25 protein-coding genes are annotated in these 25214 nt (G+C 39.2%); 4 read left to right on the top strand and 21 right to left on the bottom strand.

Translation table 11 applies throughout. The annotated features are described in order from the left end of the window. Nucleotides 1–47: 47 nt before the first annotated feature. The gene (locus I6G50_RS02475; protein ID WP_197909055.1) at nt 48–1037 is read left to right on the top strand and encodes a hypothetical protein; all 990 of its coding nucleotides are present in this window, start codon (nt 48–50) and stop codon (nt 1035–1037) included. Nucleotides 1038–1100: 63 nt separating this feature from the next. Here I6G50_RS02475 and I6G50_RS02470 read toward each other — a convergent pair whose 3' ends face one another. Further along, on the bottom strand, nt 1101–2051 hold the full coding sequence (locus tag I6G50_RS02470) for a DUF4822 domain-containing protein (RefSeq protein ID WP_197909054.1): 951 nt from the start codon (nt 2049–2051) through the stop codon (nt 1101–1103). Between the two features lie 112 nt (nt 2052–2163). Here I6G50_RS02470 and I6G50_RS02465 point away from each other — a divergent pair, with 112 nt between their 5' ends. Beyond that, on the top strand, nt 2164–3630 hold the full coding sequence (locus I6G50_RS02465; protein ID WP_197909053.1) for a sensor histidine kinase: 1467 nt from the start codon (nt 2164–2166) through the stop codon (nt 3628–3630). A gap of 9 nt (nt 3631–3639) precedes the next feature. Beyond that, nucleotides 3640–4329 carry a response regulator transcription factor gene (locus I6G50_RS02460; RefSeq protein ID WP_003136274.1) on the top strand — a complete coding sequence of 230 codons (690 nt, stop codon included), beginning with the start codon at nt 3640–3642 and terminating at the stop codon, nt 4327–4329. A 45-nt stretch (nt 4330–4374) separates the two neighbouring features. Here the strand turns inward: I6G50_RS02460 and I6G50_RS02455 are convergent, their stop codons facing one another. Both I6G50_RS02455 and I6G50_RS02450 read right to left on the bottom strand, forming a co-directional pair. After that, complete coding sequence (locus I6G50_RS02455) at nt 4375–5547, bottom strand: VOC family protein (RefSeq protein ID WP_197909052.1); 1173 nt, start codon at nt 5545–5547, stop codon at nt 4375–4377. A 77-nt stretch (nt 5548–5624) separates the two neighbouring features. Next, the gene (locus I6G50_RS02450) at nt 5625–6236 is read right to left on the bottom strand and encodes an alpha/beta hydrolase (RefSeq protein ID WP_197909051.1); all 612 of its coding nucleotides are present in this window, start codon (nt 6234–6236) and stop codon (nt 5625–5627) included. 269 nt (nt 6237–6505) lie between these two features. On the opposite strand from I6G50_RS02450, the gene I6G50_RS02445 reads away from it, so the two are divergent. Then, nucleotides 6506–6967, top strand: coding sequence for a DUF2798 domain-containing protein (locus I6G50_RS02445; RefSeq protein WP_081167534.1), 462 nt, complete (start codon nt 6506–6508; stop codon nt 6965–6967). A gap of 236 nt (nt 6968–7203) precedes the next feature. On the opposite strand, the gene secG is transcribed toward I6G50_RS02445, so the two are convergent. From secG to I6G50_RS02355, 18 genes are all read right to left on the bottom strand, one after another. Further along, nucleotides 7204–7452, bottom strand: coding sequence for a preprotein translocase subunit SecG (gene secG, locus I6G50_RS02440; protein ID WP_003136258.1), 249 nt, complete (start codon nt 7450–7452; stop codon nt 7204–7206). 182 nt (nt 7453–7634) lie between these two features. After that, complete coding sequence (locus I6G50_RS02435; RefSeq protein WP_197909050.1) at nt 7635–9269, bottom strand: hypothetical protein; 1635 nt, start codon at nt 9267–9269, stop codon at nt 7635–7637. A 616-nt stretch (nt 9270–9885) separates the two neighbouring features. Continuing rightward, complete coding sequence (gene trxB / locus I6G50_RS02430; RefSeq protein ID WP_003135675.1) at nt 9886–10806, bottom strand: thioredoxin-disulfide reductase; 921 nt, start codon at nt 10804–10806, stop codon at nt 9886–9888. A gap of 70 nt (nt 10807–10876) precedes the next feature. Beyond that, nucleotides 10877–11104 carry a DUF4059 family protein gene (locus I6G50_RS02425; protein WP_042753173.1) on the bottom strand — a complete coding sequence of 76 codons (228 nt, stop codon included), beginning with the start codon at nt 11102–11104 and terminating at the stop codon, nt 10877–10879. Further along, nucleotides 11097–11858, bottom strand: coding sequence for an amino acid ABC transporter ATP-binding protein (locus tag I6G50_RS02420; protein WP_081168147.1), 762 nt, complete (start codon nt 11856–11858; stop codon nt 11097–11099). Before I6G50_RS02420 ends, I6G50_RS02425 begins: the two co-directional genes overlap by 8 nt. Further along, on the bottom strand, nt 11855–12742 hold the full coding sequence (locus I6G50_RS02415; protein WP_003135677.1) for an amino acid ABC transporter permease: 888 nt from the start codon (nt 12740–12742) through the stop codon (nt 11855–11857). The genes I6G50_RS02420 and I6G50_RS02415 overlap by 4 nt, the downstream gene beginning before the upstream one ends. Before the next feature lie 143 nt (nt 12743–12885). Then, nucleotides 12886–13743 carry an amino acid ABC transporter substrate-binding protein gene (locus tag I6G50_RS02410; protein ID WP_003135678.1) on the bottom strand — a complete coding sequence of 286 codons (858 nt, stop codon included), beginning with the start codon at nt 13741–13743 and terminating at the stop codon, nt 12886–12888. A gap of 172 nt (nt 13744–13915) precedes the next feature. Next, a complete protein-coding gene (locus tag I6G50_RS02405) occupies nt 13916–14326 on the bottom strand; it encodes a VOC family protein (RefSeq protein ID WP_081168150.1) in 411 nt (136 codons plus the stop codon). A gap of 14 nt (nt 14327–14340) precedes the next feature. After that, complete coding sequence (locus I6G50_RS02400; RefSeq protein WP_197909049.1) at nt 14341–16011, bottom strand: formate--tetrahydrofolate ligase; 1671 nt, start codon at nt 16009–16011, stop codon at nt 14341–14343. 176 nt (nt 16012–16187) lie between these two features. Then, complete coding sequence (deoD, locus tag I6G50_RS02395; protein ID WP_197909048.1) at nt 16188–16886, bottom strand: purine-nucleoside phosphorylase; 699 nt, start codon at nt 16884–16886, stop codon at nt 16188–16190. Nucleotides 16887–16974: 88 nt separating this feature from the next. Further along, the gene (locus I6G50_RS02390) at nt 16975–17790 is read right to left on the bottom strand and encodes a purine-nucleoside phosphorylase (protein WP_003135683.1); all 816 of its coding nucleotides are present in this window, start codon (nt 17788–17790) and stop codon (nt 16975–16977) included. Between the two features lie 110 nt (nt 17791–17900). Beyond that, complete coding sequence (locus I6G50_RS02385) at nt 17901–19136, bottom strand: phosphopentomutase (protein ID WP_197909047.1); 1236 nt, start codon at nt 19134–19136, stop codon at nt 17901–17903. A gap of 81 nt (nt 19137–19217) precedes the next feature. Continuing rightward, nucleotides 19218–20612 (bottom strand): MFS transporter, encoded by a 1395-nt coding sequence (locus I6G50_RS02380; RefSeq protein WP_197909046.1) that lies wholly within the window; start codon nt 20610–20612, stop codon nt 19218–19220. Nucleotides 20613–20777: 165 nt separating this feature from the next. After that, nucleotides 20778–21536: a MurR/RpiR family transcriptional regulator gene (locus I6G50_RS02375; RefSeq protein ID WP_081168163.1), complete on the bottom strand. Its 759-nt coding sequence runs from the start codon at nt 21534–21536 to the stop codon at nt 20778–20780. A gap of 76 nt (nt 21537–21612) precedes the next feature. Continuing rightward, entirely contained in the window at nt 21613–22194 is a 582-nt protein-coding gene (locus I6G50_RS02370; RefSeq protein ID WP_197909045.1) for a hypothetical protein, read from the bottom strand. Between the two features lie 168 nt (nt 22195–22362). Beyond that, the gene (locus I6G50_RS02365; RefSeq protein WP_003135688.1) at nt 22363–23079 is read right to left on the bottom strand and encodes a DUF4811 domain-containing protein; all 717 of its coding nucleotides are present in this window, start codon (nt 23077–23079) and stop codon (nt 22363–22365) included. Then, nucleotides 23079–24605: an MDR family MFS transporter gene (locus I6G50_RS02360; RefSeq protein WP_081168173.1), complete on the bottom strand. Its 1527-nt coding sequence runs from the start codon at nt 24603–24605 to the stop codon at nt 23079–23081. Before I6G50_RS02360 ends, I6G50_RS02365 begins: the two co-directional genes overlap by 1 nt. After that, nucleotides 24602–25051 (bottom strand): MarR family winged helix-turn-helix transcriptional regulator, encoded by a 450-nt coding sequence (locus tag I6G50_RS02355; protein WP_003135690.1) that lies wholly within the window; start codon nt 25049–25051, stop codon nt 24602–24604. Before I6G50_RS02355 ends, I6G50_RS02360 begins: the two co-directional genes overlap by 4 nt. Nucleotides 25052–25214 lie beyond the last annotated feature (163 nt).

Below are 25214 nucleotides of genomic sequence, written 5' to 3'. Positions count from 1 at the left end.
GAAAATATTATCTTAAAATTAACTGAAACTTAAATTAAGGAGCCCTCATGAAAAAATCCCTATTAATTGGCGCAGCAATCTTTACAAGTTTTACCTTAGCTGCTTGTTCTAATTCCAAATCGCCCAAGCAAACTTACATTGATAATTATTCTTCCTTAAGCAATCAATCTAAAAACTATAATTCTCAAGATATTACTATAAAATTTGAGAGTTTTGATATGCAAGGTGAGGCTGCAAGTGAAGATATTAATAAACTTTTTGATAACTCCTCACTTAATATTAAGGCAAATGTTGATTATAAAAATAAAGCAGTGGCCGTTAATACGGAAACAAAAATTTCAGACCAAGATGTCAAGCTCAATATGCTTCTTGGTAAAGAAGGGATTTATTTCGAAAACTCTCAAATCAAATCCCTCATCGACCAGTTCCAAACAGAAAATCCTTATATCGGGTTTTACGGGGCATTTCTAGGGCAACTTGAACAAAAATATCTCCTTATCGATAGCAAATCAATGGAAAGCGGCATGGCTTCCCAAACAGGCGCCGATGATACATGGTCCACAACTTATAATCAGTTATTCAAAGAATCAAAGGTAAATAAAGAAGAGATTGAAAAAAATTTCAAAGATATTCCCGAAAAAGCTTTCACTAAATCAGGGGATAAAACGACCATGAAGCTTTCTGGTGATGGTGACGATGTGCTTGCTTATTTAAAAAAGAGCTTGACTGACACTAACAAAGCACAAATCCAACCGATGATTGATAATCTAGAAAAATATACGGATATCAAGTCTCTAGATGTTGAAACTACTTTAAATGCTAAAACACATGAGTCTGAAGCTAAGATTCGAGGAAATATTCAGTCGAAAGATGGCAAAACAAGTGCTCAATTTAAAATCTCCACTACTGCTAAAGCAAGCAAGTCCAAGGCTTCTATCACAGAACCCTCTGCCAAAGATGCCATGGCCGTATCACAATTATTATCTGGACTAAATGATGCGATGACAGATACCTCACAAGATGTGAATGCATATTAATCCTCCCGTGACAAAACAAAACACCATCTAGAAAGTACAATTTTCTAGATGGTGTTTTTTGAGTTAAAAGGTGAATCCAGGTTGTAAAGTACCCTTGTAAGGTTCATGTTCCACGTAAACAACAATATCCTTCCCTGCTGCATCTTTACCCATGCGTTTATATGTAAATTTCTTCGAATTAAGCTCTGTAATCTCTAGAACGGCTCCATATTTATTTTGTCCGATAGATACATGGCTTCTTATTTTATTTTTGAAGATAACATCAAAGTATCCAAAATCACCACGCGTAACCCCTGTGCTTTTATCAAAGAATTCATATCTACTGGTTTTAGCATCAAATTTTGCTAAACTAATAAACATTTGATTTTCTTTGGTCACATCATTACCTTTTTCATCAAGCACAACTGTTCCATTCCAGAGAGTTTTTCCTAGAATCTGGCTGCCAGGGCGGGATTTGTCGATTTTTCCTGTTTGCGTTTTTAATTTTTCACGTCCATGCGTAAATTTCAGATTTTTAGCTTTATAAGGTACATGCTCAACATAAACTTCAACCGCTTGCCCCTTTTTATCTACACCCATGCGTTTATAAGTAAACTTACGAGAGTTTAATTCGGTGATATCCACGACTGCTTGATAATTTTGAGTCGAAGAGATCAAGACACGTTTCGCACCATCGTTTGTGACAAAGAATGTCCCTTCATCTCCTCGGGTTTTGCCGGTAGTTTTGTCAAAGAATTCATAAAAGCCTGTCTTGCTGTCGTACTTCGCAAGCCCAATGAAATTGCTGTTTTCTGCGGTTAAGTCATTGCCACGCGCATCATAAACTCTCGTCCCTTGCCAGTTTGTCTGTGACAAAGTTTTTTCGTAGTGCTCCCCCAGACTTGTGTGCTGTTTCGGGTTTGATGCAAGTTGTGAGACATGATTGGCTTGTACCACTTCCTGAGACAGATAGTCATCTGCAAGAACGCCAAGGGCTAACACGGATGAAAGTAAAACTATTTTTTGAATTTTCATAAAATCTCCTCCTCTTTTATTGTATAATTAATTATAACAAGTAAAAATAAACTCCAAATGTCTAAATTATAAACAAAATATAAACTTATAGCCTATCAATTAAGGACAGTGTATGACCATAAAAAATCGATTTATCACGACCTATATAAGTGCCATAGCAGTAACATTAATTTCTATATTTTTAATCTTTTCTGTTGTTTCTTACAGTACCTTAGGTCAAGTCCCTTCTCTCAAAACAATATACAGCATACTGACTACGAAGCATCCTTTTACCGAGGAAGAAAGAGAAAGTTTCCTTGACATGCAAAAGTTTGTCAAAAATTCTCCTGATTTACTTGAACCCCCTCTCCATGACGAAACAAAAAAAGTAATCCAAGATATTGAAAGTAAAAACTTAAATATCGTTATTCGAAAGGGTAACGAAATAACATATCATTCTCACACCTTAAGAACTTCTTCTCTCTATGTTCATATTCCTGAATACGATGAAAGTAATCTCGACTCGGCAGGAACCGTTGATAATAATGGTCGCTTTTACAATTATATTAAATATAATTTCATGTATAAGGACGGTACATACGGTGATTTTATGATTTTGAAAAGACAAAATAACTTATTTGAATTCTTTATTCGCTGGGGTATATGGATGATTTTGTTTATTTTTATCTTAGCACTCCTTATTTTCTGGTTCATCAGCAAACGTCTCTCGAAAACAGTTATAAATCCTCTGATTAATCTCGAAAAAGATGCACGCTATCTTGTGAATCAAAACGGTGAGCTAACAGAAAATCCCTTCTCTGATTCAACCAAAGGGGCAAAAGAAGTCGAACAACTAAAAGAAAGTCTCTATCAGATGTGGAGCGACTTACAAGAGTCTCGAAAAGTGCAAAAAAAATATGAAGAGAATCGCAAAGAATTGATGGCCAATATCTCCCATGATTTAAAGACTCCAATCACGTCCATCCTCGGTTATGTAGAAGGCCTGCAGGAAAATATTGCAAATACACCCGAAAAAAGAGAGAACTATTTAGAAACAATCCATGAAAAAAGCCTCATCTTGAATGAATTAATCGATGAACTCTTCTTGTATTCCAAGCTAGATATTGACAGTCTCAACTTAAATTATAGTAAAATTAATTTTATATCCTACTTGCAGAAATATGTAGATGAACTTTCATGGACCGATGATGTCCGGGTGATGACACATTTTCCTGAAAAGGACATCTATGTTATGCTTGATGTCTCTTACTTTGATCGGGTCATGCAAAACTTGATACAAAATAGTCTAAAGTTCCGCAGTAGCGCCCATGATTTACAACTTACTTTCACTCTTACTCAGACTACTAAGGGTATCAAATTTACTTTTGAAGACAATGGCATCGGCATAGCGGATGAAGATATTCCTCATGTTTTTGATCGCTTATACCGCTCGGACAAGTCAAGAAGCTCTCAAATCAAGGGCAGTGGTTTAGGCTTGAGTATTGTAAAACAAATTATTGAACAGCATAAAGGATCAATTCATGTAGAAAGTACCTTAAGCAAAGGAACACGGTTTATTATTATACTGCCAGAAATATGAGGAGTCTGTATGAAAGATAGAATATTGATTATTGAAGATGACTTCAGTATTGCCAACTTGCAAAAAGATTATTTAGAAATCAATGATATGGAAGCTGTTATCGAAACGGATGGACGAGCGGGTTTAGAAGCTGCTCTAAATCTTGATTTTGATATGATTTTGGTGGATGTCATGTTACCCGGCATTAATGGCTTTGACATCTGTAAAGCTATTCGTGAAGAAAAGCAAACTCCGATTATGATTGTCTCAGCAAAGAAGGAAGATATCGATAAAATTCGTGGTCTGGGCTTAGGAGCAAACGATTATATGATTAAACCCTTCAGTCCTAACGAACTGGTGGCGCGCGTGAAAGCGCACATTCATAACTATAAACTTTTGAAACCTGAAGCTTCTCAAGACACTATTAGCCACACCAATCTTTCAATCAACAAATCCTCCCATAAAGTATATGTGTTTGAAAAAGAAATAGTCATGACTAAAAAGGAATTTCAATTGCTTCTTTTTCTGATGGAGCATCCCAATCGTGTCTGGAGTAAGGAAAGCCTGTTTGAACAAATCTGGGACATGGATATTTTCGATACAGATGTAGCTACTGTAGTCGTACATGTAAAAAGAATCAGAGAAAAGCTCAAAAAAGCAGGATTAGCTACCATACCTATCGAGACCGTCTGGGGTGTCGGCTATCGCTTTAATCTTTAATAATAAAAAAATGGAACGGCCTTATCGGTCAGTTCCATTTTTATTTTACGCTTGGCCAATGTAGCGTTTTTCAAAACCTTCTAGGCTTTCTCCTTCTTTGCGTTCAACAACTTTTTCGACGGTCCATAATTCATCTTGACGACGGTCACGCATCGTATCTGAAGTATCTAGCGGACGTAAGCTCGCTGCTGTACGTGCTTTAACCGCCTCATCTTCTGGGAAAAGATGTGGAGGTAAGCTTAAATCTTTACCCGCTTCTTCTTTTGTTTCATCAATCCAGAAACCTGAAGTAATCAAAGCTTCTTCATAACTGTCAACAGCGCCTTCACCAGACTCTGCCATATCAAGAGCGCCAATACCTGGCGTATATGTAGCAATCTCAAAGAGAACCCCTGGTGCTACACGTACATATTCACTTGAAAAATAGAAACGATCAACTAAGCCTGAGTGAGGCAAACGGAAAGCTTGAATACGGTCAATCCAGTATTTCAAAGTATCAGGATTTGTCGTGCCCAAAGCCAGATGGTGAATCGTACCATAACCTTGATAAGCAAAACGTTCGTTCTCTTCCGCTTCTTCAATAATCAAGGCGGCACCATTGCCTCCATTTGCAACTTCGAAAAGATGCAATTTATTTTCTTGACCAGCATAACGGAAACCAAAGACCGTTTCCAAAATCGTACGAAGGTTATAAGTATCCGTTACTTTTACAAAAACTGGTCCCATCCCAATAATGCCATGTTCAGGCGCAACATTAGAGAGAACCCATGAACGGTCAAGTGCTTCATCCCCAGTATTTTCTTGATCAGAAATCAACTGATATTTTTGACCATCAAAATCTTCAAACTCCAAAGTCTTCTTGCCAAATTTTACATTAACCTCACCATGTTTGACATGTGCTTTTTCAAAACGTTCAGCCCAATAGGCGAGTGACTCATCAGAAGGCACTCGGAATGACGCACGTTCGATATTATTTGCTCCATGCATGCCTTTTGGAATATCTTTAAAGTCAAAGAAAGTCATATTTGGACTCTTCCCATCTTCCCCTGTGAAGTAAAGGTGATAAGTCTCATAATCATCTTGATTGACTGTTAATTTAGCCAAGCGAAGACCTAAGATATTCGTAAAGAAGTCATAATTCTTTTGAGCACTTGATGTGATTGCTGTAACGTGGTGGACACCGCCAAGGATGTTTTGTTTTTCGATTTCTGTATTCATTGGGTTTTCCTCTTTTTTCATTTTATCTATTATTTTTTTTATTGGAAAGACATATTCTTGGAAACTTATCTTTTTCTTCATACTGCTAACCATTTTTTTGCTGCCAAAAGTTCTTCATTGCTTAACTGGTGGCCAAAGTTGGCTTTAAAAATTTCAAGCTCACATTCGGTTTTTTCTAAGTCGGAAGAAAGCTCTTTAAGATTTTGGCGACTCACAAGAGGGTCATTGTCCGCATGTGTCAGAAAGACTTTACTGTCATCAGCAAGAGCAGGCTCATCTACTTCGGTCAGTTGCATGGCATGGAAAGCCAAAACTTTGTCAAACTGAATCAGACCCTTGAGCTGCATATAGAGCGCGACATTGGCACCGTTAGAATAACCTATCACAATAAGCTTTGAAAGATCGAGATGATGTTGTGCACCTAAGCGTTGAACTTCTTGCACTAACCACTGTGACTCTTTTTCCAAAGACTCCAAATCAAAGTTTTCTTTTGTAAAACCTTGTCCTTTGAGCCTAAAATAGCGATTTACCCCTTGCTCACTCACTCGCCCACGTATAGACAAAATAGGATGATGAGGAAATAAATCTTCTGCAAGTGGAACCAACTGATGTTCATCGCCACCTGTACTGTGCAAAACTAACACGGGAGCAAGACTTTCGTCTCCTGCCTTAAAAATATAGTTTGTCATTTTGTCTCCTTATTCTTTTGCTCACTATTCCGAGATAGCCCACATCAACATCGTTTTACTTGAACATTCAATTCAGTCATTTTATCCACTGCTTTCTCTCTTTTTCGTTTACGTTTGTAAACTATAATTGTATTATATAGTTTACAAACGTAAACGTCAAGTAAAAAACTTTATTTTTAAAAAAAATTTTTGAAACGCAATGTTTTCACTTACGAAGGCCCCCACTTTTATGGTATTATATAGTGCACTTAAAAGATTGGAGAAATAAGATGCCTAAAAATTTTAAAGAAGAACTTGTCTTTACAGGTTTAATCGCCGGAATGATGGTCTTTGTCATGACCATGTATAATGTTTTTAAAGCCGACGGAATAAATACCGAAAGTTGGCTCAACGTTGCCAAAGGCTTTCCTTTTGCCTTGCTGGTAGCTGTTTTGCTTGACTTGATTATCGTTGGCCCTGTGGCCAAAAAAATTGTTTTTTCTTACATCAAAAAAAATAACTTGCAGCCTTCACCCGCTCAAATCGGAATTTTTATTTCCATAGCCATGATTCTTGGTATGGTCACATTCATGTCTTTATTTGGTATCCTCATGGAAGGATTACCTGAAACGAATGGTTTGTTGATGCTTTATGGAAAAACATGGTTATTGAACATCCTGTTTGCCCTCCCACTACAACTCCTCTTGGTTGGACCAAGTTCACGGTTTATTTTTGCAAAGATTTATAATTAATTGTGGGTTATTCCTTTAACTAAAAAATCTCCTCAGAATACTGGGGAGATTTTTTTAGTGTTGATAGATTGAAAGCAAAAACTCTCCAAAGCTGAAGAGTAAATTGAAATTGTGTAGGTAAATTATATCAAAAAATTTTAAGCAGCTGTCAAAATTTGCCTATAATATTTCAAGCAAGAAAAAATGATAACTCACACAGGAGCTATCACTTTATAATAAGCTTTGCTATTTTTAATTTACTTTGTTGATAAAACAACTAAAATAAAGCCAAGAACTAACCAAATTCCGATAGTTATAGCTGTAAATCTTTGCATTACTGCTTCAAAACCACGGGCTTTACGTCGTTCAAAAAGTTCACCCGAACCACCTGAAAACGCGTCAGCTGCACCATCTTGTTTTGAAGGCTGCATCAAAATCGAAATAACTAAAATTGCAGAAATAACCAACATAGCGACGAGTAAAACGTCATAAATTACTTTATCCATATATATTTTTCTTCCTTAATCAGAATTACACTACTGCAATTATAACACAATTATTACTAGAATACGAATGTCATACCACAAAAAAGGAAGGATAGGACGAGTAGCTTTCAAATAAAGATAAAAGTGAGAGTTTTTCAGCAGGTGATCTATTTGGCTTCTTCTTTCTTTATTAGATTGTATTTTTAGTTTGTGGGTTGGTTGATGATGAGGGCGGGGCGGGCACCCCCATTGGAAGAGCTAAGGGACTTGCCATTACCGCCACCCAGCAGACCAACACCGCCGCTACCGTGCACGAGCCAAGCACTACTTGGGGTACTAGGGGTACGAAGCCACCACCAGCCTAGAGGTTGGGAGGCACGTTGTGTAGGATTTGAAAAAGCTAAGCCTTCTCCAGATAAACGGGTCACATCCGCAAGTGAAAGGGCAAAGGCGCGTGCGGTTCCGCTTGGGTCAACTTGAGTGATGTCATCCGCAACAGCGCCTGTTAAGTTATTGGGAATCCATCTCTCACCACCCGTAAAATTCACCGCACTATCTATAACTTCTCCTGTTGTAAAGCTATTGGCGACAGGCTGGACCATGGCTTGAACGGTGCCATCAAGAGTGCTATACCAAGCGGTAAGTTCCGCTTCTTGGTCATTCCAAGAGACATTACGGATGGCATTATTACGGATAATCATGTGGTTGCCATTGCCCATGTCTTCCAGATAACGGTACTGTTCCCCTGACATAGTAAAGACACGTCCCGGATGCATGGCCCCAAAGTTAAAATCGGAAGGTGGAGAATCAATATCTGGGCGTGGGTTGCCACTGTCAATCATCGAGTTATTTCGGATACCTGTGAGGAAGTCGGCTAAGCGTGAATCGCCATCAGGTAGGAAGTCGTCACTGTTGTCGGGACTGACCAGTCCACTCTCCACATGAATCCCATAGTAGTAAGAGCCATTGAAGACTGTATCTTCGATAGCCGCCGTCATCTCTGCCGCATCCAGCAGGTAAGAAGTCGCTTCACCAGGTTCTAGGAGTGAGGCCCAGTAAGCCCAGCCTGTTTGGTAATCCACCACCCAGAAGTCACCGATTTGTTGATTAGGTTGGAGTTGCGCCCACTGCTCGATGGTCATTGGGGCACGTTGCTGGTGGAGGTTTTGGGCCGCATCATTGGTGATGGCTTCGCCCGGCCAAGTGAGCGCACTGTTGTCAAAGCTGTCTGTTTCCGACCAATAATCGTCGGTTCCATCTCCGGGATGCGTCGCGCCATCAGTGGTCGCATCTGTTGCACCCCCTCCTGCGATGTAGTCCCGGGCATGGCCTGCGGCTGCTGTCATCTGATCCATGTTGTCATGGTTGAAGGTTGGCATGTACCATGGGGCATCTCGGCCTTCACGGCTCCAGCCAAAAGTCAGGCGGGCATAGCGGTCAAAAGCATTGGACGGGTCGGTGTTGAGTCGGTCATTGATATTGGTGGCATTAGGCATCCATGTGGTCCAGGAGTCCAAGTTGTTACGCTCTGTTCCCGCTACAAGCTGAGTCCAGCTGTCTTGACCTGTTTGGCGGGTTTCTAAAAACTCCGACAAGCGGATACGGGCCATGATGGGACGTTCGCCGTAGTTTTCGACAAAGACATCTTTGTTTTCGGTGTCACGGTTATAGTAGTCGTGGACACGGCCACCCACGTTAATCTCGATTTGGTTTTCTCGGTCATTGATGGCCCGCTGGTTAAAGGCGGTAAAAGCATAAGTGCCTCCGATGAGGAGCAATAAGAGGGAGAGGAGGACGTAGTTACGTAATCTCCGGTTTTTTTTCTTTTCTGGTGTCATAGTGATACCCTTTCTTTACAGTTATAGTTTTTCTATTTAACTCAATCTTTCGTGCTAACGCCTTATGGCGGGGCACGAAAAAAGCGCTCCAGAGGTCCCGAGCGTTTGGGTGCAAGTAAAAAGAGGCGGGTGTCTACCGCTTGTGCTGTGCTGTGCTGTGCTGTGCTGTGCTGTGCTGTGCTGTGCTGTGCTGTGCTGTGCTGTGCTGTGCTGTGCTGTGCTGTGCTGTGCTGTGCTGGCCGATTATAAGTCATCACGTTCACCCCGTCAAGTCTTTTAAAATAAACTAAAAATCTCTCTCATAATATTTTAACATTTATCTTTTTGATGACGAAATGATTTCTATATATTTCTGTTTTATATTGTACACATTACTTTTTGTTTTACTCAAACTACAGCAAAACCTTCTCTTTTTCTATAGATAGGTTTTAAAACAAAATAAAAACCCCTACTAAGTGAACATAGGAGTTGTTCCTATCTCCCTCTTAGTAGGAGTTTTTTATTTTAAAAATCTTTATACGTTATCTTTCCTGTGTATCTTTTCGAAAAAAAGTTGACACAAGCTCTGAGTATAATCCCTTTTCAGTTCGACTTAGAAGGGGCTCTTTCTCATCGGTTAGCCTTCCACGTACTTATAAGCCTCTTGTGCAGCTTGAGCTCCATCACCGACAGCTGTAGTGATTTGACGGAAATCTTTTTGGCGAACATCACCAACGGCAAAGATACCAGGAACAGTTGTCTTCATGCTGGCATCTGTAATGATCCAGCCTTCTTCATCGGTAATGCCTAAGTCACGTGCAAATTCAGATACTGCATCCAAACCAACATAGATAAAGAGACCACCAAATTCAGCTTCCGTTACTTCACCTGTTTTCACATTTTTGTAACGTACTGATCCGATTTTACGCTCGTCACCTTTGATTTCTTCAAGAACAGAATCCCAAATAAACTTGATTTTTTCGTTTGAAAAAGCACGTTCTTGAATGATTTTTTGGGCACGAAGTTCGTCACGACGGTGCATGATTGTTACTGTTTTACCAAAACGTGTCAAGAAGATTGCTTCTTCAACGGCGGAATCGCCCCCACCCACAACTAAGATATCTTGGTCTCGGAAGAAAGCACCGTCACAAACCGCACAGTATGACACACCACGCGCACCGTACTCTTCCTCACCAGGAACACCTAACTTACGGTGATTAGCTCCTGTAGCGATAATAATTGTTTTTGTTTCGAAAGCTTCTTCTTCAGTATTGATTGTTTTTGTGTCACCATTATCAACAATAGATGTTACAAAACCATAAGCATTTTCAACACCAAGCTCAGCCAAAGGTTCATACATTTTCATCGAAAGTTCTGGGCCCATGATTTGTCCATAACCTGGGTAATTTTCAATTTCTGCTGTATTATTCATTTGACCACCTGGAACACCACGTTCCAAGAGGAGTGTTTTCATCTCGCTTCTAGCGCTGTACATAGCCGCGGTCATTCCCGCAGGGCCTGCACCGATAACTACTACATCATATATTTGTTCTGTCATAATTCACCTCTTTAAGTATAGAACCATTATAGATTCTCTTTAGAATATTTGCCATTATTTTGATTGCACATCATCTTATCCTTAATATGATTAAGAAGCCAACAACTGCAAAGCTCAAAATAGGAATAGTCAAAATATCCACTAAGATAATGTCAAACAGACGGTTACGCCAAACATTCCGTGGCTTATGACGGTTCCGTGCCCAATAGATAAAACCATATAAAAGACTAAGCCCTCCTACTAGGAGAAAAGAAACTAATAAACCTTTAAGATAAAATTGCAAAACTAAATTAATCATTCGTACTTCCTATATCGATAGTTTTCACGTGGCGAGACAAAAATTCACTCGTACGTGGATTTTTTGGATGATGAAATACTTCTTCTGGACTACCTTCCTCAATAATTTTCCCTTTTTCAAGGAAAAGTACCTTGGTTGCTACATTATAGACAAAATCCATCTCATGACTGACAAGAACCATTGTTTGTTTGTTCTTCGCTGCATTCACAATCGTGTCTTGTACCTCACCCACGAGTTCAGGGTCCAAAGCAGATGTCGGTTCATCAAGCAAGAGCAAGGTGGGTTGCATAGCCATGGCTCTAGCAATTCCCACGCGCTGTTTTTGTCCACCTGATAAAAACTTAGGATAGTAATCCATACGATCTCCTAAGCCTACTTTGATCAAGTTTTCTTCCGCAAGCTTTTGAGCCTCAGCTTTCGGCATTTTTTTGACTTGAATTAAGCCTTCCATAACGTTTTGGAGCGCTGTCCGTCGTTCAAAAAGATTGAACTGCTGAAAGACCATTCCTGTTTTGCGACGAAGCTCAAGAATCTCTTGTTTACTGATTTTTTCAAAATCTACTTTAAAGTCGTCTATTTCTAACCGGCCACTGTCTGCTTCTTCCAAGTAATTAATCGAGCGGAGGAAGGTTGATTTACCCGCGCCTGATGCACCGATAAGTGCAATAACGTCGCCTTCATTGATTTCGAGATTAAGATTATCAAGGACAACATTTCCAGCGAAAGCTTTGCTTAAATTTGAAATTTTTATCATTTGTTAGTCACCCCGTTATCAAAAGGATTGCGCCCAAGGGAAATTTTGCGAGCGGCTTTAGGCATTTTGATTTCTAAATTACTTTCAATTTTGCGAATCAAGATTTCCAGAACAATACAGATAGGCCAGTATACTAAGGCTAAGGCCAAATAAGTTTCAAAGAGACGGAAAGTTGAGCCTCCGATAATTTGCGCTTGAGCTGTCATCTCAACCACTCCAGCAACAAAAGCAAGTGATGTGGATTTGAGCAAACCAATCAATGCATTACCTAAAGGTGCTGTAGCGACAGATGCAGCTTCGGGCAAGGTTACACGCCAGAAAACTTGAACATTTGTCATTCCTAAAGAACGAGCGGCTTCGATCTGTCCCTTATCTACTGACTGAATGGCTGAACGAATGGTTTCTGAATTATATGCCCCTTCATTGAGTGCAAAAGCAACGATAACAAAAAGCATCGCTGGCACCGAGTTCACGGTATAATTTGTACCATAGTTCATATTGATTGCTTTAAGAATCAAGGGAATACCTGTATAAGTCAGATAAAGCTGTACCAAGATAGGCGTTCCACGTGTGAACGAGACGAACAAGGCACGCAATTGATCCAAAATAGGAATTTTATTTATTCGTACCAGAGCCAACAAGAGACCAAGTATAAGACCAAAAAACATGGCGATTACCGTCATTTGCAAAGATATTGGGATCATCTTGATGATGGGCACGAAAGCTGCAGTGAAGTCCTTCCAACTAAAAATCTTAGTGAAAAACATTGTCCAAAAATCATTAAAACTATACTGCCCTTCCATTATTAAAAACGGAAGCATAGGCAAGATAATCAACAGGAGCAAAACTCCTAAGCCTAAAATTATTTTTTTATTTTTATTCATTTTATATCTCTTCATCAAAGAAAGCTGTCTGAATCCCTCACTCGTGCCACAAATAGTTTGTGTGTGAGAAACTCAGGGACAGCTTTTACACTACTCCTACTATTATACAAGAAACTAATGTTTTTTTCTTGTATGTGAAATATTTATTTAAACTTGCTTGCTTCAGGTACAAAGTCTCCATCGAAGAATTTTTCTGAAAGTTTTTTCAGTGTGCCATCTTTTTCAAGTTCGGCAAGTACTTTGTTGACTTTTGTTTGGAGCTCTTTACCAGCATCATCCTTGGCAAAGAGGAAGTATTCATAACCATCATGCTCAGGATCACCCGTTGAAGTATCGATGTCTTGAATCTTTAAGCTGTCAAAACCTTGATCTTTAATACTTGACTGCAAAGAAATTTTATCATAAAGCATAAAATCAATTTTTCCAGATTCGATTTGGTTAAAGCGGGTATTGATCGAAGTACTGTCGGCAGAGTAACTAATATTTATCTTTTTATCTGGATGAGCTTTGTTCCAGTCGTTGATAATTTTTGTATAGTTTGATGCTGGGTTACCAATCGTGCTTTTACCTGCAAGATCTTCGAGAGTTTTATAATCGCCTTCTTTTGTCAATACAGCATTGTTTGATTTAGAAATTGGTGATGAAAAGTTATATTTCTCTGCACGTTCTTTCGACCAACCGAAATCATTGGCTCCCATCTGGTAGCGCCCACTGTCAAGTCCTGGAACGATTCCAGAGAAGTCAACCGCTTGATAAGTCACTTTATACTCTGGCAACTTGTCAAAAACAGCCCGTGCCACTTCAATATCATAACCTGTCAAGTTCCCTTGACTGTCCGAATATGTAAATGGTTTTGTTGCACCATCTGTAGCTACAACAATTTCCGTTTGGTTTGTTTTTGCTTTTTCTTTACTTGATGAACCACCATTACTGCAAGCAGCTAAAGCTCCTGCGGCGATAAGCGAAACGAGCGCGAGCGAAAGCTTCAGTGACTTTTTCATAGTAATGTTCTCCTTAATTTTTTGATAACTAAAGTTTACCACGGTCAATATAGGTTTGTCATATCATTTGTTTATCAAGGGGTTAAAATTTTTTTATACCGGAATTTTGTTTATTTAATATCACCTTTTTCTATCAAAAAAAGTCGTTCTTAAGTAAGAACAACTTTTACTTTTACTCCCAGACTGGCTGCCACGTAATCCCAAATTTATCTGTAATCCAAGCACATTTCCGAATATTGCCTACTGCTTCTGGCCCCATCATTACTGTGCCTTCCACCGATAGAGCAGCAAAGATTTGGTCAAATTCAGTTTCAGAATCACATTCAAGATAGAGAGAGCTGGACCAGTTTGGCATTGGGGCAGCGTATTCTTTTTGCATATCTAAGAAAAAGACTTCTGCTCCCTTGACGGACAAGCACCCGTATAAAACAAGCTCTTCTTCTACTGCGGCAAAATCTGGACTGTCTCGGTAAAAATCCATCCGTGTAACTTTTGTATCTGGTAAAACTTCGGCATAAAAAGTCATGGCTTCCTTCGCTTTACCATTCAGAGTAATAAAAGGCGTAACTTTCGATTTAACCATCTTCTCTCCTTTGCTTAAAATAGACCTGTAATCTTACCTGCTTCATCAATATCCATGATCAGGGCTGCTGGTTTTTTTGGCAACCCTGGCATTGTCATGACGTCACCAAGTAGGGCGACGATAAAACCTGCACCAATCTTAGGTACTAACTCACGTACAGTGACTTCAAAACCTTCTGGCGCTGCAAGTAACTTCGGATCATCAGAAAATGAGTATTGTGTTTTGGCCATACAAACAGGTAATTTATCCCAACCATTTGCCTCAATTTCTTTTAATTGACGTGTCGCTTTTGCTGAAAAATTGACTGAGCTTCCACCATAAATTTCTGTCACAACAGTTTCTATCTTTTCCTTTACAGAGGCTTCTAAATCATAAAGGTAGTGGAATTCCTCGGTTTCTTGCGTAAACATTTCTGTTAGTTTTTCCGCTAAGTCAATACCGCCTGCTCCACCTTTTTCAAAGACTTGAGTCAAGCTTACTGCCACACCTTCGGCTTCTGTAAGTTTTGTGAGTTCGGCTATCTCAGCCTCTGTATCGCTTGCAAATTGGTTAATAGCAACGATGATTGGCACTCCATAGCTTGACATGTTTTTGATGTGGCGTTTCAGATTCGCAAAGCCTTGAGTTACAGCGGCTACATTTTCGTGTGTCAGATCTGTTTTAGCCACGCCACCGTGCATTTTCAAGGCACGAAGCGTCGCGACAATAACAATAGCATCGGGCGTTTTCCCAAGCTGACGCGTTTTGATATCGAGGAATTTTTCTCCCCCAAGATCAGCCCCAAAGCCGGCTTCGGTAATTGTGACATCTGCTAACTGTAAAGCGGTTTTTGTCGCCAAAACAGAGTTACAGCCATGCGCAATATTAGCAAAAGGGCCTCCATGTACAAGAACGGGCGTTCCTTCCATAGTTTGTGCTAGGTTTGGCTTAAGAGCATCTTTGAGCAATACTGTAATCGCACCCTCAATTTCCAAATCTCCCACGGTCACAGGTTGGCGATCATAAGTATAGGCTACAACAATGCGTGACAGGCGTTCTTTCAAGTCTGTTAATGAAGTAGCCAAGCAAAGGACAGCCATAATCTCACTGGCTACAGTAATATCGAAACCATCTTCACGTGGAATACCATTCACGACACTTCCCAAACCAGCCACAATATGACGCAGCTCACGGTCGTTCATGTCTAAAACACGTTTCCAAACTACACGACGGCTATCAATATTAAGGGCATTTCCTTGGAAAATATGATTGTCTAAAAGAGCTGCAATGGCATTATTGGCCGTTGTCATGGCATGAATATCACCCGTAAAATGAAGGTTGATATCTTCCATCGGAAGAACTTGGGCATAACCTCCGCCGGTCGCGCCACCTTTAATTCCCATCACAGGGCCTAATGACGGCTCGCGCAAAGCAACCATAACTTTCTGATTTAAACGAGAAAAAGCATCTGCTAAACCAACTGTAACTGTAGATTTTCCTTCCCCAGCTGGTGTTGGATTAATCGATGTAACCAGTACAAGTTTTCCCTCTTTGTTGCTTTCAAATTTGTTTAAGCTATCAAGTGGAACTTTGGCTTTGTATTTTCCATAAAGTTCGATATCATCAATACTTAATCCGATCTTTTCAGCGACTTCTGTTATTGGCAGCATGGTACATTCTTGTGCGATTTCGATATCTGTTTTCATTTTTTAGTAGCTCCCTTATTCTTCATAACTTTCCTTTTATTTTAGCAAAAACATTTGGAAATTTCTTCAATAAAAACAAATTTTAGTGCTTTTACTTGTTAAATGTTCGGCTTTATCTTTGGAGTCATTAGTAAAAAAACTTCTACTTGATGTGAAGTAGAAGCTTTGCTTTAACCTCAAATAATAAGCGTTTCTAAGCCCACTTTCATCATGTCAGTAAAGGTATTTTGACGTTCTTCCGCACTTGTTGACTCTCCTGTCACCAAACTATCGGAGACGGTCATAAGTCCCAAAGTCTGAACATTGTGTTTAGCGCCCAAATAATAAAGTGCCGCTGCCTCCATCTCCACAGCTTTAACACCGAGTTTACCAATAGCAAGTGTATCAATATCACTATAGAAAAGATCTGTAGAAAGTACATTTCCTACATGAGTGGGCAGACCCAAATTTTTAGCAATGTGGAAGGCTTTATCTAATAAGTCAAAATCAGCAATTTGTGGAAAGTCAAACTGCGGCCAGTCATTTCTTATGATGTTTGAGGTTGTAGCTGCGGCCTGTGCTATAACTAAATCTCTGACATGAACTTCTTCATTCAAGGCGCCAGCCGTGCCTACACGTATCAATTTTTTTACACCATATTCCGTGATTAATTCATTTGCATAGATTGAGATAGAAGGCATCCCCATGCCTGTTCCCATCACGGAGATACGGTGTCCTTTATAGACACCTGTATAGCCCAACATACCACGAATGCTGTTGAATTGTTGGGCATCTTTAAGAAAGTTTTCTGCAATAAACTTAGCGCGAAGTGGATCCCCTGGGAGAAGAATTTTATCGGCAATCTGCCCTTCTTTTGCTTCAATATGAACTGACATAATGGCTCCTTATTATTTGGTTTATTTTCATGATCCGCTTTTTCATTTCATTAAAAAAGAAAACGCTCACACGTTTTCTTTTATTTTATCACATTTTTACTAAAACATTCTTAACAAGTGTTTTAAAAGTTTCTTTTACACGTTCTGTTGTTTCTACAACTTCTGCGTGGTTAAGCTCGCTTTGCATACCCGCTGCTAAGTTAGTAATACATGAAATACCAAGAACACGCATACCTGAGTGTACGGCAACAATAACTTCTGGCACTGTGGACATACCTACAGCTGAAGCCCCCATCGTCCGCGCCATATGGATTTCTGCAGGCGTTTCATAGGTAGGACCTGTGAAGCCCATATAAACACCTTCTTGAACTTTTTCAGACATTTCTGCTGCTGTTTCTTTAGCAAGTTCTTGATAAGCTTTATCGTAAGCTTGTGACATATCGGGGAAACGAGGTCCAATTTCATCATTATTGGTTCCGATTAAAGGATTTGTTCCCGTGAAGTTGATGTGGTCTGTGATAATCATCAAGTCACCAGGTGCAAAGTTTTCATTTACTCCACCTGCAGCGTTAGTAACAATAATTGATGGCGTACCAAGAGCTGAGAAAACTCGGACAGGATAAGTCACTACATCCATTGTATTTCCTTCATAGAAGTGGAAACGTCCTTGCATGGCAATAACTTTTTTACCAGACAAATCACCATATACAAGCTGCCCAGCATGCCCCACAACTGTGGAAACAGGGAAGTGAGGGATTGTTTCATATTTAATCGTTACAGGGTTCTTAATTTCTCCTGCCAACTCTCCCAAACCAGAGCCTAATATCAGTGCCACATCAATAGCACCAACACCTTGCGCTTTGAGATAATCCGTCGTTTCCGCTAACATCATTTTCAAATCCATTTTTTTGTTCCTTTAATATTTATTTTTCCAGCGTTTCCCAGCCCTTCAGCTGTATAGGGTAAAAGTTTTAGTCCCTATTCTTTTTAATTTTTTAACGCCCTTATTTCTGTTTAAACGAGACTTTCTAAGAATGACTCCCCAATCTCAGCTTTGTCAACATTGAAGTTCTCTGCAATTGTCGCTGAAATATCAGAAAAGTGGCCTAGAGGTAAAACTTTTGGTTCTTTAAGTGATTTAGAGAAAATCACAAGTGGGATATATTCACGTGTGTGGTCTGTTCCCACATAACTTGGGTCATTACCATGGTCTGCGGTAATCATAAGCAAATCATCGTCTTTCATTGCCGCAAGAATTTCTGGTAAACGTCCGTCAAAATCTTCAATTGCTTGGCCGTAACCTTCAACATCACGACGGTGGCCATATTTGGCATCAAAGTCGACTAAGTTTGTAAAGCTAAAACCTTCTACGAATTCTTCTTTACGCATCGCTTTGAGAAGACGATCTACACCGTCCATGTCGTTTTTGTTATGTCCCATATCATATTTTACACCCACTGTATTGAAAATATCAGAAATCTTTCCGACAGAATAAGTATCAACACCAGCATTATAGAGTTTTTCCATAACTGTTTCGTCAAATGGACTTAGAGCATAATCACGACGGCCATCCGTACGTGTAAAGTCTCCTGGAATACCGATATAAGGACGAGCAATAATACGACCAATCATGATACCTGAACCTTCAAGTGTAATTGAACGTACGTATTCACAAATTTTGTAAAGCTCTTCACGAGAAATAATATCTTCATGTGCTGCGATTTGTAAAACAGGGTCAGCTGAAGTATAAATAATCAGCTCTCCAGTTTCCATTTGGCGTGACCCAAAATCATCGATTACCGCTGTACCCGAGTATGGTTTGTTCGCTTCACGAATGATTTTTCGTCCTGAAAATTCTTCAATTTTTTGTAGTAAATCTTCGGGATATCCTTCAGGGTAGGTTGGGAAAGGCGTTTGAATATTAAGACCCATGATTTCCCAGTGGCCAGTCATTGTGTCTTTACCTTTAGAAACTTCTTGAAGCTTTGTTACGTAGGCTTGAGGCGCGTCAACAGCAGGAATTGTTTTTAGGGGTGTTTCACGCGGAATATTTCCCCAGCCCATAGCTTGAAGGTTCGGAACATTCAAACCACGAATCTCTGAGATATGACCAATCGTATCTGAGTTAACATCATTTACTGCCTCATGTGTTTCCACATCATGGTTAAAAAACTTGTCTGCATCAGGTGCAGCACCAATACCAACTGAATCCATAACAACAAGATGGATGCGATTAAATTTCTTAGACATATATTTTCTCCTTACTTAATGTACTCTATATAATCTTATTATAAACTATTTAGCCGTGAATAGGTTTCCAGAGGGAAAATTTTAGTGCGAAAAATTTTTCTCGTTCGGAAGTTGACGCTTAATCAGCAAGGAAAAAACTGCTAAGGCTGCTAAAGCGACAAAAGAAATCATGAGTAACACTTCGCTATAATGACCTTTTACAGTAGATCCAAAAATATGGAGATTTAAACCATCAATAAAACGTGCAGAGTAGGTAAAACCTATCGACATGGCAATATTGATACAAAGATTATAAAAACCAATAGCCGTTCCCTTGTTTTCCTCAGGCATTTTTTCCAGGCTCGTATGCATAAGTGGTGCATACATCATCGCAAAGGCACATGAACTCAAAATCAACAAGCCAGTGAAAACAAGGACTGATGCTCCCATAAATAAAGCAGCCAGAAGGATAGTAGCAACTATCGTTACCATTGCTACAATAACTGCCCAAAAAGAATTAAGCTTAGAGGCGATGGCTCCAGATAAACTACCGACTAATGCTGCAGCAAGACAGGCGGGAATAAACATCAAGGAAACTGTGTCCAACTGCATATGATAAACGTCGGTTAAGAGAAATGAAAATGTGTTCAAGGTAAAGGCAGCTTGGGTTGAGTAAATCAATAAGGCTGCGATCAAAGTAAAAACAAATAGCTTATTTTTGAAAAAATCAATAGTGATAAAGGCGTTTTTCTTTTTTGAAATATACATTAAGAAAACAAAAGTCGCTAAGATAAAACCAATCAACACTGCCCAAGAGAAATTCGTTAAATAAACCATAGCAGTAACAGCAACCGCCGCCACAAGCATAATCCCAACCACATCAATATATTGCTTTTTACCCGTTTCTTTAGGCAAATATTTCAAAAGAAAGGGAATAACTAAAAGAGAAAGTAGTGGCACAAGGAAGAGGGTTTGCCAAGCCAGATGTGTGGTGATAAAACCACCTGTCAATGTTCCAATAACTGTGGCAATCTGGAAGCTTGATGTGGAAAAACCATAATATTTTTTCTGCTTATCGGGTGCAACATAGCGTGCAACAAATATAAGATAGAGAGTTTCCGTCGCTCCCAAGCCTGCAGCTTGAATAATACGCGCAAATACTACCAACCAATAATTATTATGTACCAAATAACCTAAAAAAGAACCTGCTGAGATTAAGATAATACCAAAAATAAGAAGTGTACGAATACTAATACTGTCAGATAAGGAAGCATAAACAACTGCACCCATACCGATTACTAAACCAGCCAAGGTAACTTGCCAAGCTACTGTACTGGCAGAAACCTGAAAATACTCAACCAGTTTTGGTGAAATGATTTTAAAAGAGTTATCAATGACGAGAGAAAAAATCATTAATAAAAGAATAACAGGAACAGCTTTACCTACTTGTACTTCTTTAGCCGCAGTTTGCTGTTTCGTAGAAAGTTGTGCTTCCACAGGGAAACCTCCGATATAATATATTTTGCGTTTATGAAAACGTTATCTTTAAAGAATAATGTTATTATAGCGTATTTGTTTATGAAAATGTATTCGCTTTCTTATGAACTCGTAGAAAAACTTTACAGAAAAAAGACAAGTCCTATTAGACTTGTCTTTTTCATTTTATCGAATTGTGCCTTTGGTTCTGTAGATTGTAAACATGTCTACCATGATTCGGCAAATAACTTCCAAGGGAAGGATACTGCCTGCATCACCGTATAATTCTTCTTTTTCAAGCTTACTCTGATAAGCTAAAAGATAATAGTCACTCAGCTGGGCTAACTGACTGCGGTAATTGCTGGTAAGTACTACAATCTTAGCTCCATTTTTTTTCGCTTTTTTTGCTGCTGAAATAATGATTTTCTCCTCACCTGTCGAAGAAACGATAAGCATCATGTCTTCTTCTGTGAGCTTTTCCGCATACATTTCCATATCATCATAGTAACGACTGATGGCATTTTTGCCTAAAGTTTGGAAACGATGAATCATATCATCAGCTACAGCTTCACTGGCCCCTCTTGCTACAGTCATAATCATATTGGTTTCAACCAAGGCTTTAGAAATAGCTTCTAGGTCAGCTGGATTAAGCAGACCGATAGTTCGTGAGACTTCAATCAGATTCTTAAAAACATACTGATTGGCTTCCTCAGACAAGCCCATGATTTTGTTTTCTTCTGTATTTGTCCCATTATTACTGCGTTTCAAAGAAGTTTTAAAATCAGCAAAGCCGTCAAATCCTCTTTTTTTAAGCGTTCTTACAATCGTTGCTGTACTGACATGTGCTTCTGCTGCAATTTGAGTAATTGACATCAGTTGGACTTTGGATTTGTTTTCTTCCAAAAATTCCCATGTGTACATTTCCGCATCTGATAATTTTTCCATAATTACCTTATTATATCATATCCATAGAACAAGCATATATAAAAAACGCTCATTTTGAGCGCTTTTACTGCTTTAATTATTCTGCCAAAGATTTTAATTTTGCATTTTTAAAGACATCTATAGAATAAATTTTATTGAGAACTTTGCATAAACCAAAGGCAAGGTTGAAATCAACAAAGCTATGAACAATCCCACCAAAGAATACGAGCATCAGTAGGTTATTTAGAGCTTGTGGTTCAAGATCCGCAAAGCCGATACGGTAGAAGGCTAGCACAACGAGTGCTTCTAATCCGGCATGGAAAACTCCTAAGATTAGGTTAAATACTTGCAGTCTAACTTTTTGATCAACGAGAGCCGGATTCTTTTTCAAGAACCAAGCACCAATAGTCATGACCACGATGTGGGTCGCTGCACGCATCCAAATAAGTGGAACAGGGACACTCATAAAGAAACCAAGTGTAGTTCCAACAGCTACAAGAGCTGCTAAATAAGGGCTAAAAAACATTGCTGCCATAACTGGCACATGTGAAGCAAGAGTAAATGAGGCTGGGCCAATAACAATTTTTGCTGGCATAATCAAGGGAATCAAAATTCCTAAAGCCGTGAGTAAGGCACCAATCACCAAGTTCCTGATTCTTTGTCTACTATCAGAGTTCACTTTTATAAAACCAACCTTTCTATGTTCACTATTTTACAATATTTCTCAGCGTATGACATTACATTTTCATTACATTTTTGCTTATGTTTTGTATAAAAATAGAATTCTACAACTTTTCCTCATTTAAATACAAAAAAAGACTGAATAAATTCAGACTCTTTTGTTTTTTTATTCTTTAATGTTAAGAGCTTCTTTTATTTGACTGACTTGCAGTTTCGTAAACTCTTCAGGGTTATTCTTTTGCATTTCCAGCATCGCTTTTGCTTGTTCTGGATTAGCTTTTAATGCTGCTTCTTGCTTTGCTTGCATAGCGGGCACTTCTTTTTGAAGTTGTTTCGCTTGCTCTTGTGTCAAAACCAACCAAGTATCTTTGGGAACATAAGCGCGTGCATGCTCAGAAACAAGTTTACCTTCTTCATCACCAATCCCAAAAAGGAATTTCATGAAGTTGTCTTTGAACTTCCATCTTACAGTAGTCGTTACAAGTTTAGCATTTGATTCATCTGTGAGCTTATAGTCTGCTGTCTTTTTCAGCGTTTCTACTATATGCTTTTGATCCGGTTGAAAGTGAGCAGTGGGTGCTTTATCTTCTTTGTTTGTACGATAAACCAGTACATAATTATTTGTATTCTTGCCGACTTCCGCTTTTAAAAGTACTCCAAAAGCCGCACTTGTATCACCAGCTGTGTAGATTTGTTTTGTTTCTGTTGTTGTTACTTTTTCCATACCCCAGTTCTCTTTGATATGCATCGTCAAAGATAGAACGGAAGCTGTAAGTAGAATCAAAGACAGACCACCCACAACACCTCGCAAAATTCCTTTGTTAATATACATAAAGCCAAAGAAAGTTAAAAGGGTAAATATCGCAATAAGTATGATAATCATTATTTATTACCTCCTACTTCTTTTTGTCCTTTTTTAACATGTCCTTGAAGGAAAAATGAAAGGGCAAGTCCGATAATAGCAAAGGCCAAACCGATTGCAAAGGAAGCGTGGTAACCTTTTAGCATTGCATCAAGCATATCTCCAGCATAGGCCAAAGGATTAGTATCTTTCAAACCTGCAGCAGGTTGTGAATTTGTAATAATATTTTGTGTAACAGAACTCAAGAGTGCCACTACAACCGCTGAGGCTACTTGGCGTGCTGTACTGTTAGCAGCTGTTCCGTGCGCAGATTGTTCACGAGGCAGTGCATTCATGGCCGACGCAGTCAAAGGCATCATAACCATGGCAATCCCAAACATACGTAATCCATAAAGGACTGTGATGAAGTGCTCAGGTGTCGTTGTTGTTAAGAACATAAACGGAATAGTACCAATCGCTAAGATTGTAAAACCGACACGTGCCAAACGTTTAGCACCTACTTTATCATAAGCAGCACCTGCAAGTGGACTCACAATCCCCATCATCAAGGCACCAGGTAAAAGTGTCAAACCAGAGCTAAGCGGAGAGAGTCCGTGTACTTGTTGCATATACAAAGGAAGCATCATCTCAACACCCATCATGGCCATCATAGAAAGAGCCATAACTACTGTTGTCAAAGCAAACTGTTTGTTCTTGAAGACGGAAACATTCAAGAATGGTATGTCCATATGCAGTTGACGACGAACAAAGATTGCAATTATTGCAACCCCCGCGACAATCGGTAAAATAACGGTTTGTAGATCACCCCAACCATCGCTGGCAACATTCGTGAATCCCCAAAGGAAGAGACCAAAACCTACAATAGATTCCACCAATGAAAGAAAATCCAGTTTCATGTGGCGGTTTGGAACAATATCACGCATAAAGATAAGCATGAGTACCCAACAGATTGCAATCACAACCATAGGAATTAAGAAAATTGTACGCCATGATTGTTCTAGAGTAAGTCCTAAAATAACATGATCTTTATCTAAAATCCATCCCGCATAGGTTGGACCTATAGCTGGTGCTAAACCAATGACAAGCCCCATGGCTCCCATGACTGCTCCCATTTGTTTTGGTGAAAACATGTTTACCATCACAACTTGCATCAAGGGCATTGAAATCCCAACAGCAATAGCCTGCATAATACGTGCGCCTAAGAAAACAGTCCAGCTTGATGTTGGAGCAGAATAAGCCACAAGCATCCCTGCAAGCAAGATTGCATAGGAAATCAAATACAACCATCGTGTGGGGAATTTTGTTGTCAAATAAGCAGATACGGGAATCATGATACCATTGGCTAACAAGAACCAAGTGGTCGCTTGTTGCCCCGTAGCTAAAGAGATATTAAAATCATTCATCAATGTGGGCATTGCTGTACCCAGTGAGGTTTGCATGAGCATCCCTCCAAAAGTAGCAATCAAAATAAGTGCAAGAACAACTCCTCGATTAAATGGTTTACCATGAATATCGAGTGGCCGAGCTTTTGTTAATTCTTCAGTCATACTTTTTTATTTTCCTCCTCAAATATTTCTATTGCTAAATCAAAAAATAGTTGAACGTTTTCGACAAAACTTTTGGTGCGTTCTTCGCCCATCCGTTCCAAGATTTTCACAATGCGGCTGATGGCTTCTTTTCTTGCCTGTTCCGCTTCATCGCGTCCTTTAGACGTAATTGCCACCAAAATTTTACGACGATCCGTACGAGAAATCTCACGAGTAACAAGCCCTTTTTCCTCAAGATTATTGAGGATGGTTGCCACACGTGCAGTACTCATATTGGTTTGCTTCGCAATATCGCTAGGTAAAATTGGTGAGCCAGTATTTTTATATAAACCCACTAAAACTAGTTTTTCCCCATGAGCATATTTACTAAAACGGCTCATCACTTCAGTTTTACTACGACTTTTCACACAAGATAAAAAAGCCTCCGCTGCTTGATTGTAATCCATCTTTCTCATTCCTAACACTATTAATTATCTAACACTGTTAGTATTATATTCTCTTTATTATAAATTGTCAATAATTTACTATGGAAGAGGGAAGCTTGTTCTCACACTTTGTCTCTGTTTTTATCCTTTTCTTCTTTCTTGAAAAATTTTCATATAAAAAGAG

It is taken from the genome of Lactococcus garvieae (assembly GCF_016027715.1).
In the GTDB taxonomy this organism is placed as follows: domain Bacteria; phylum Bacillota; class Bacilli; order Lactobacillales; family Streptococcaceae; genus Lactococcus; species Lactococcus garvieae_A.
The sequence above is the reverse complement of the archived record's forward strand: the minus strand, read 5'-3'. Positions and strand labels throughout refer to the sequence as shown.

Excerpts from the sequence above, each read along its gene's own strand:
- I6G50_RS02460 (WP_003136274.1), top strand. The coding sequence starts at position 3,640 with ATGAAAGATAGAATATTGATTATTGAAGATGACTTCAGTATTGCCAAC.
- I6G50_RS02375 (WP_081168163.1), bottom strand. The coding sequence starts at position 21,536 with ATGGAAAAATTATCAGATGCGGAAATGTACACATGGGAATTTTTGGAA.
- deoD (WP_197909048.1), bottom strand. The coding sequence starts at position 16,886 with ATGTCAGTTCATATTGAAGCAAAAGAAGGGCAGATTGCCGATAAAATT.
- I6G50_RS02450 (WP_197909051.1), bottom strand. The coding sequence starts at position 6,236 with ATGACAAACTATATTTTTAAGGCAGGAGACGAAAGTCTTGCTCCCGTG.
- I6G50_RS02385 (WP_197909047.1), bottom strand. The coding sequence starts at position 19,136 with ATGTCTAAGAAATTTAATCGCATCCATCTTGTTGTTATGGATTCAGTT.
- I6G50_RS02465 (WP_197909053.1), top strand. The coding sequence starts at position 2,164 with ATGACCATAAAAAATCGATTTATCACGACCTATATAAGTGCCATAGCA.
- I6G50_RS02475 (WP_197909055.1), top strand. The coding sequence starts at position 48 with ATGAAAAAATCCCTATTAATTGGCGCAGCAATCTTTACAAGTTTTACC.
- I6G50_RS02445 (WP_081167534.1), top strand. The coding sequence starts at position 6,506 with ATGCCTAAAAATTTTAAAGAAGAACTTGTCTTTACAGGTTTAATCGCC.
- I6G50_RS02405 (WP_081168150.1), bottom strand. The coding sequence starts at position 14,326 with ATGGTTAAATCGAAAGTTACGCCTTTTATTACTCTGAATGGTAAAGCG.
- I6G50_RS02415 (WP_003135677.1), bottom strand. The coding sequence starts at position 12,742 with ATGAATAAAAATAAAAAAATAATTTTAGGCTTAGGAGTTTTGCTCCTG.
- I6G50_RS02400 (WP_197909049.1), bottom strand. The coding sequence starts at position 16,011 with ATGAAAACAGATATCGAAATCGCACAAGAATGTACCATGCTGCCAATA.
- I6G50_RS02390 (WP_003135683.1), bottom strand. The coding sequence starts at position 17,790 with ATGGATTTGAAAATGATGTTAGCGGAAACGACGGATTATCTCAAAGCG.
- I6G50_RS02360 (WP_081168173.1), bottom strand. The coding sequence starts at position 24,605 with ATGACTGAAGAATTAACAAAAGCTCGGCCACTCGATATTCATGGTAAA.
- trxB (WP_003135675.1), bottom strand. The coding sequence starts at position 10,806 with ATGACAGAACAAATATATGATGTAGTAGTTATCGGTGCAGGCCCTGCG.
- I6G50_RS02425 (WP_042753173.1), bottom strand. The coding sequence starts at position 11,104 with ATGATTAATTTAGTTTTGCAATTTTATCTTAAAGGTTTATTAGTTTCT.
- I6G50_RS02410 (WP_003135678.1), bottom strand. The coding sequence starts at position 13,743 with ATGAAAAAGTCACTGAAGCTTTCGCTCGCGCTCGTTTCGCTTATCGCC.
- I6G50_RS02365 (WP_003135688.1), bottom strand. The coding sequence starts at position 23,079 with ATGATTATCATACTTATTGCGATATTTACCCTTTTAACTTTCTTTGGC.
- I6G50_RS02420 (WP_081168147.1), bottom strand. The coding sequence starts at position 11,858 with ATGATAAAAATTTCAAATTTAAGCAAAGCTTTCGCTGGAAATGTTGTC.
- secG (WP_003136258.1), bottom strand. The coding sequence starts at position 7,452 with ATGGATAAAGTAATTTATGACGTTTTACTCGTCGCTATGTTGGTTATT.
- I6G50_RS02470 (WP_197909054.1), bottom strand. The coding sequence starts at position 2,051 with ATGAAAATTCAAAAAATAGTTTTACTTTCATCCGTGTTAGCCCTTGGC.
- I6G50_RS02435 (WP_197909050.1), bottom strand. The coding sequence starts at position 9,269 with ATGACACCAGAAAAGAAAAAAAACCGGAGATTACGTAACTACGTCCTC.
- I6G50_RS02355 (WP_003135690.1), bottom strand. The coding sequence starts at position 25,051 with ATGGATTACAATCAAGCAGCGGAGGCTTTTTTATCTTGTGTGAAAAGT.
- I6G50_RS02455 (WP_197909052.1), bottom strand. The coding sequence starts at position 5,547 with ATGAATACAGAAATCGAAAAACAAAACATCCTTGGCGGTGTCCACCAC.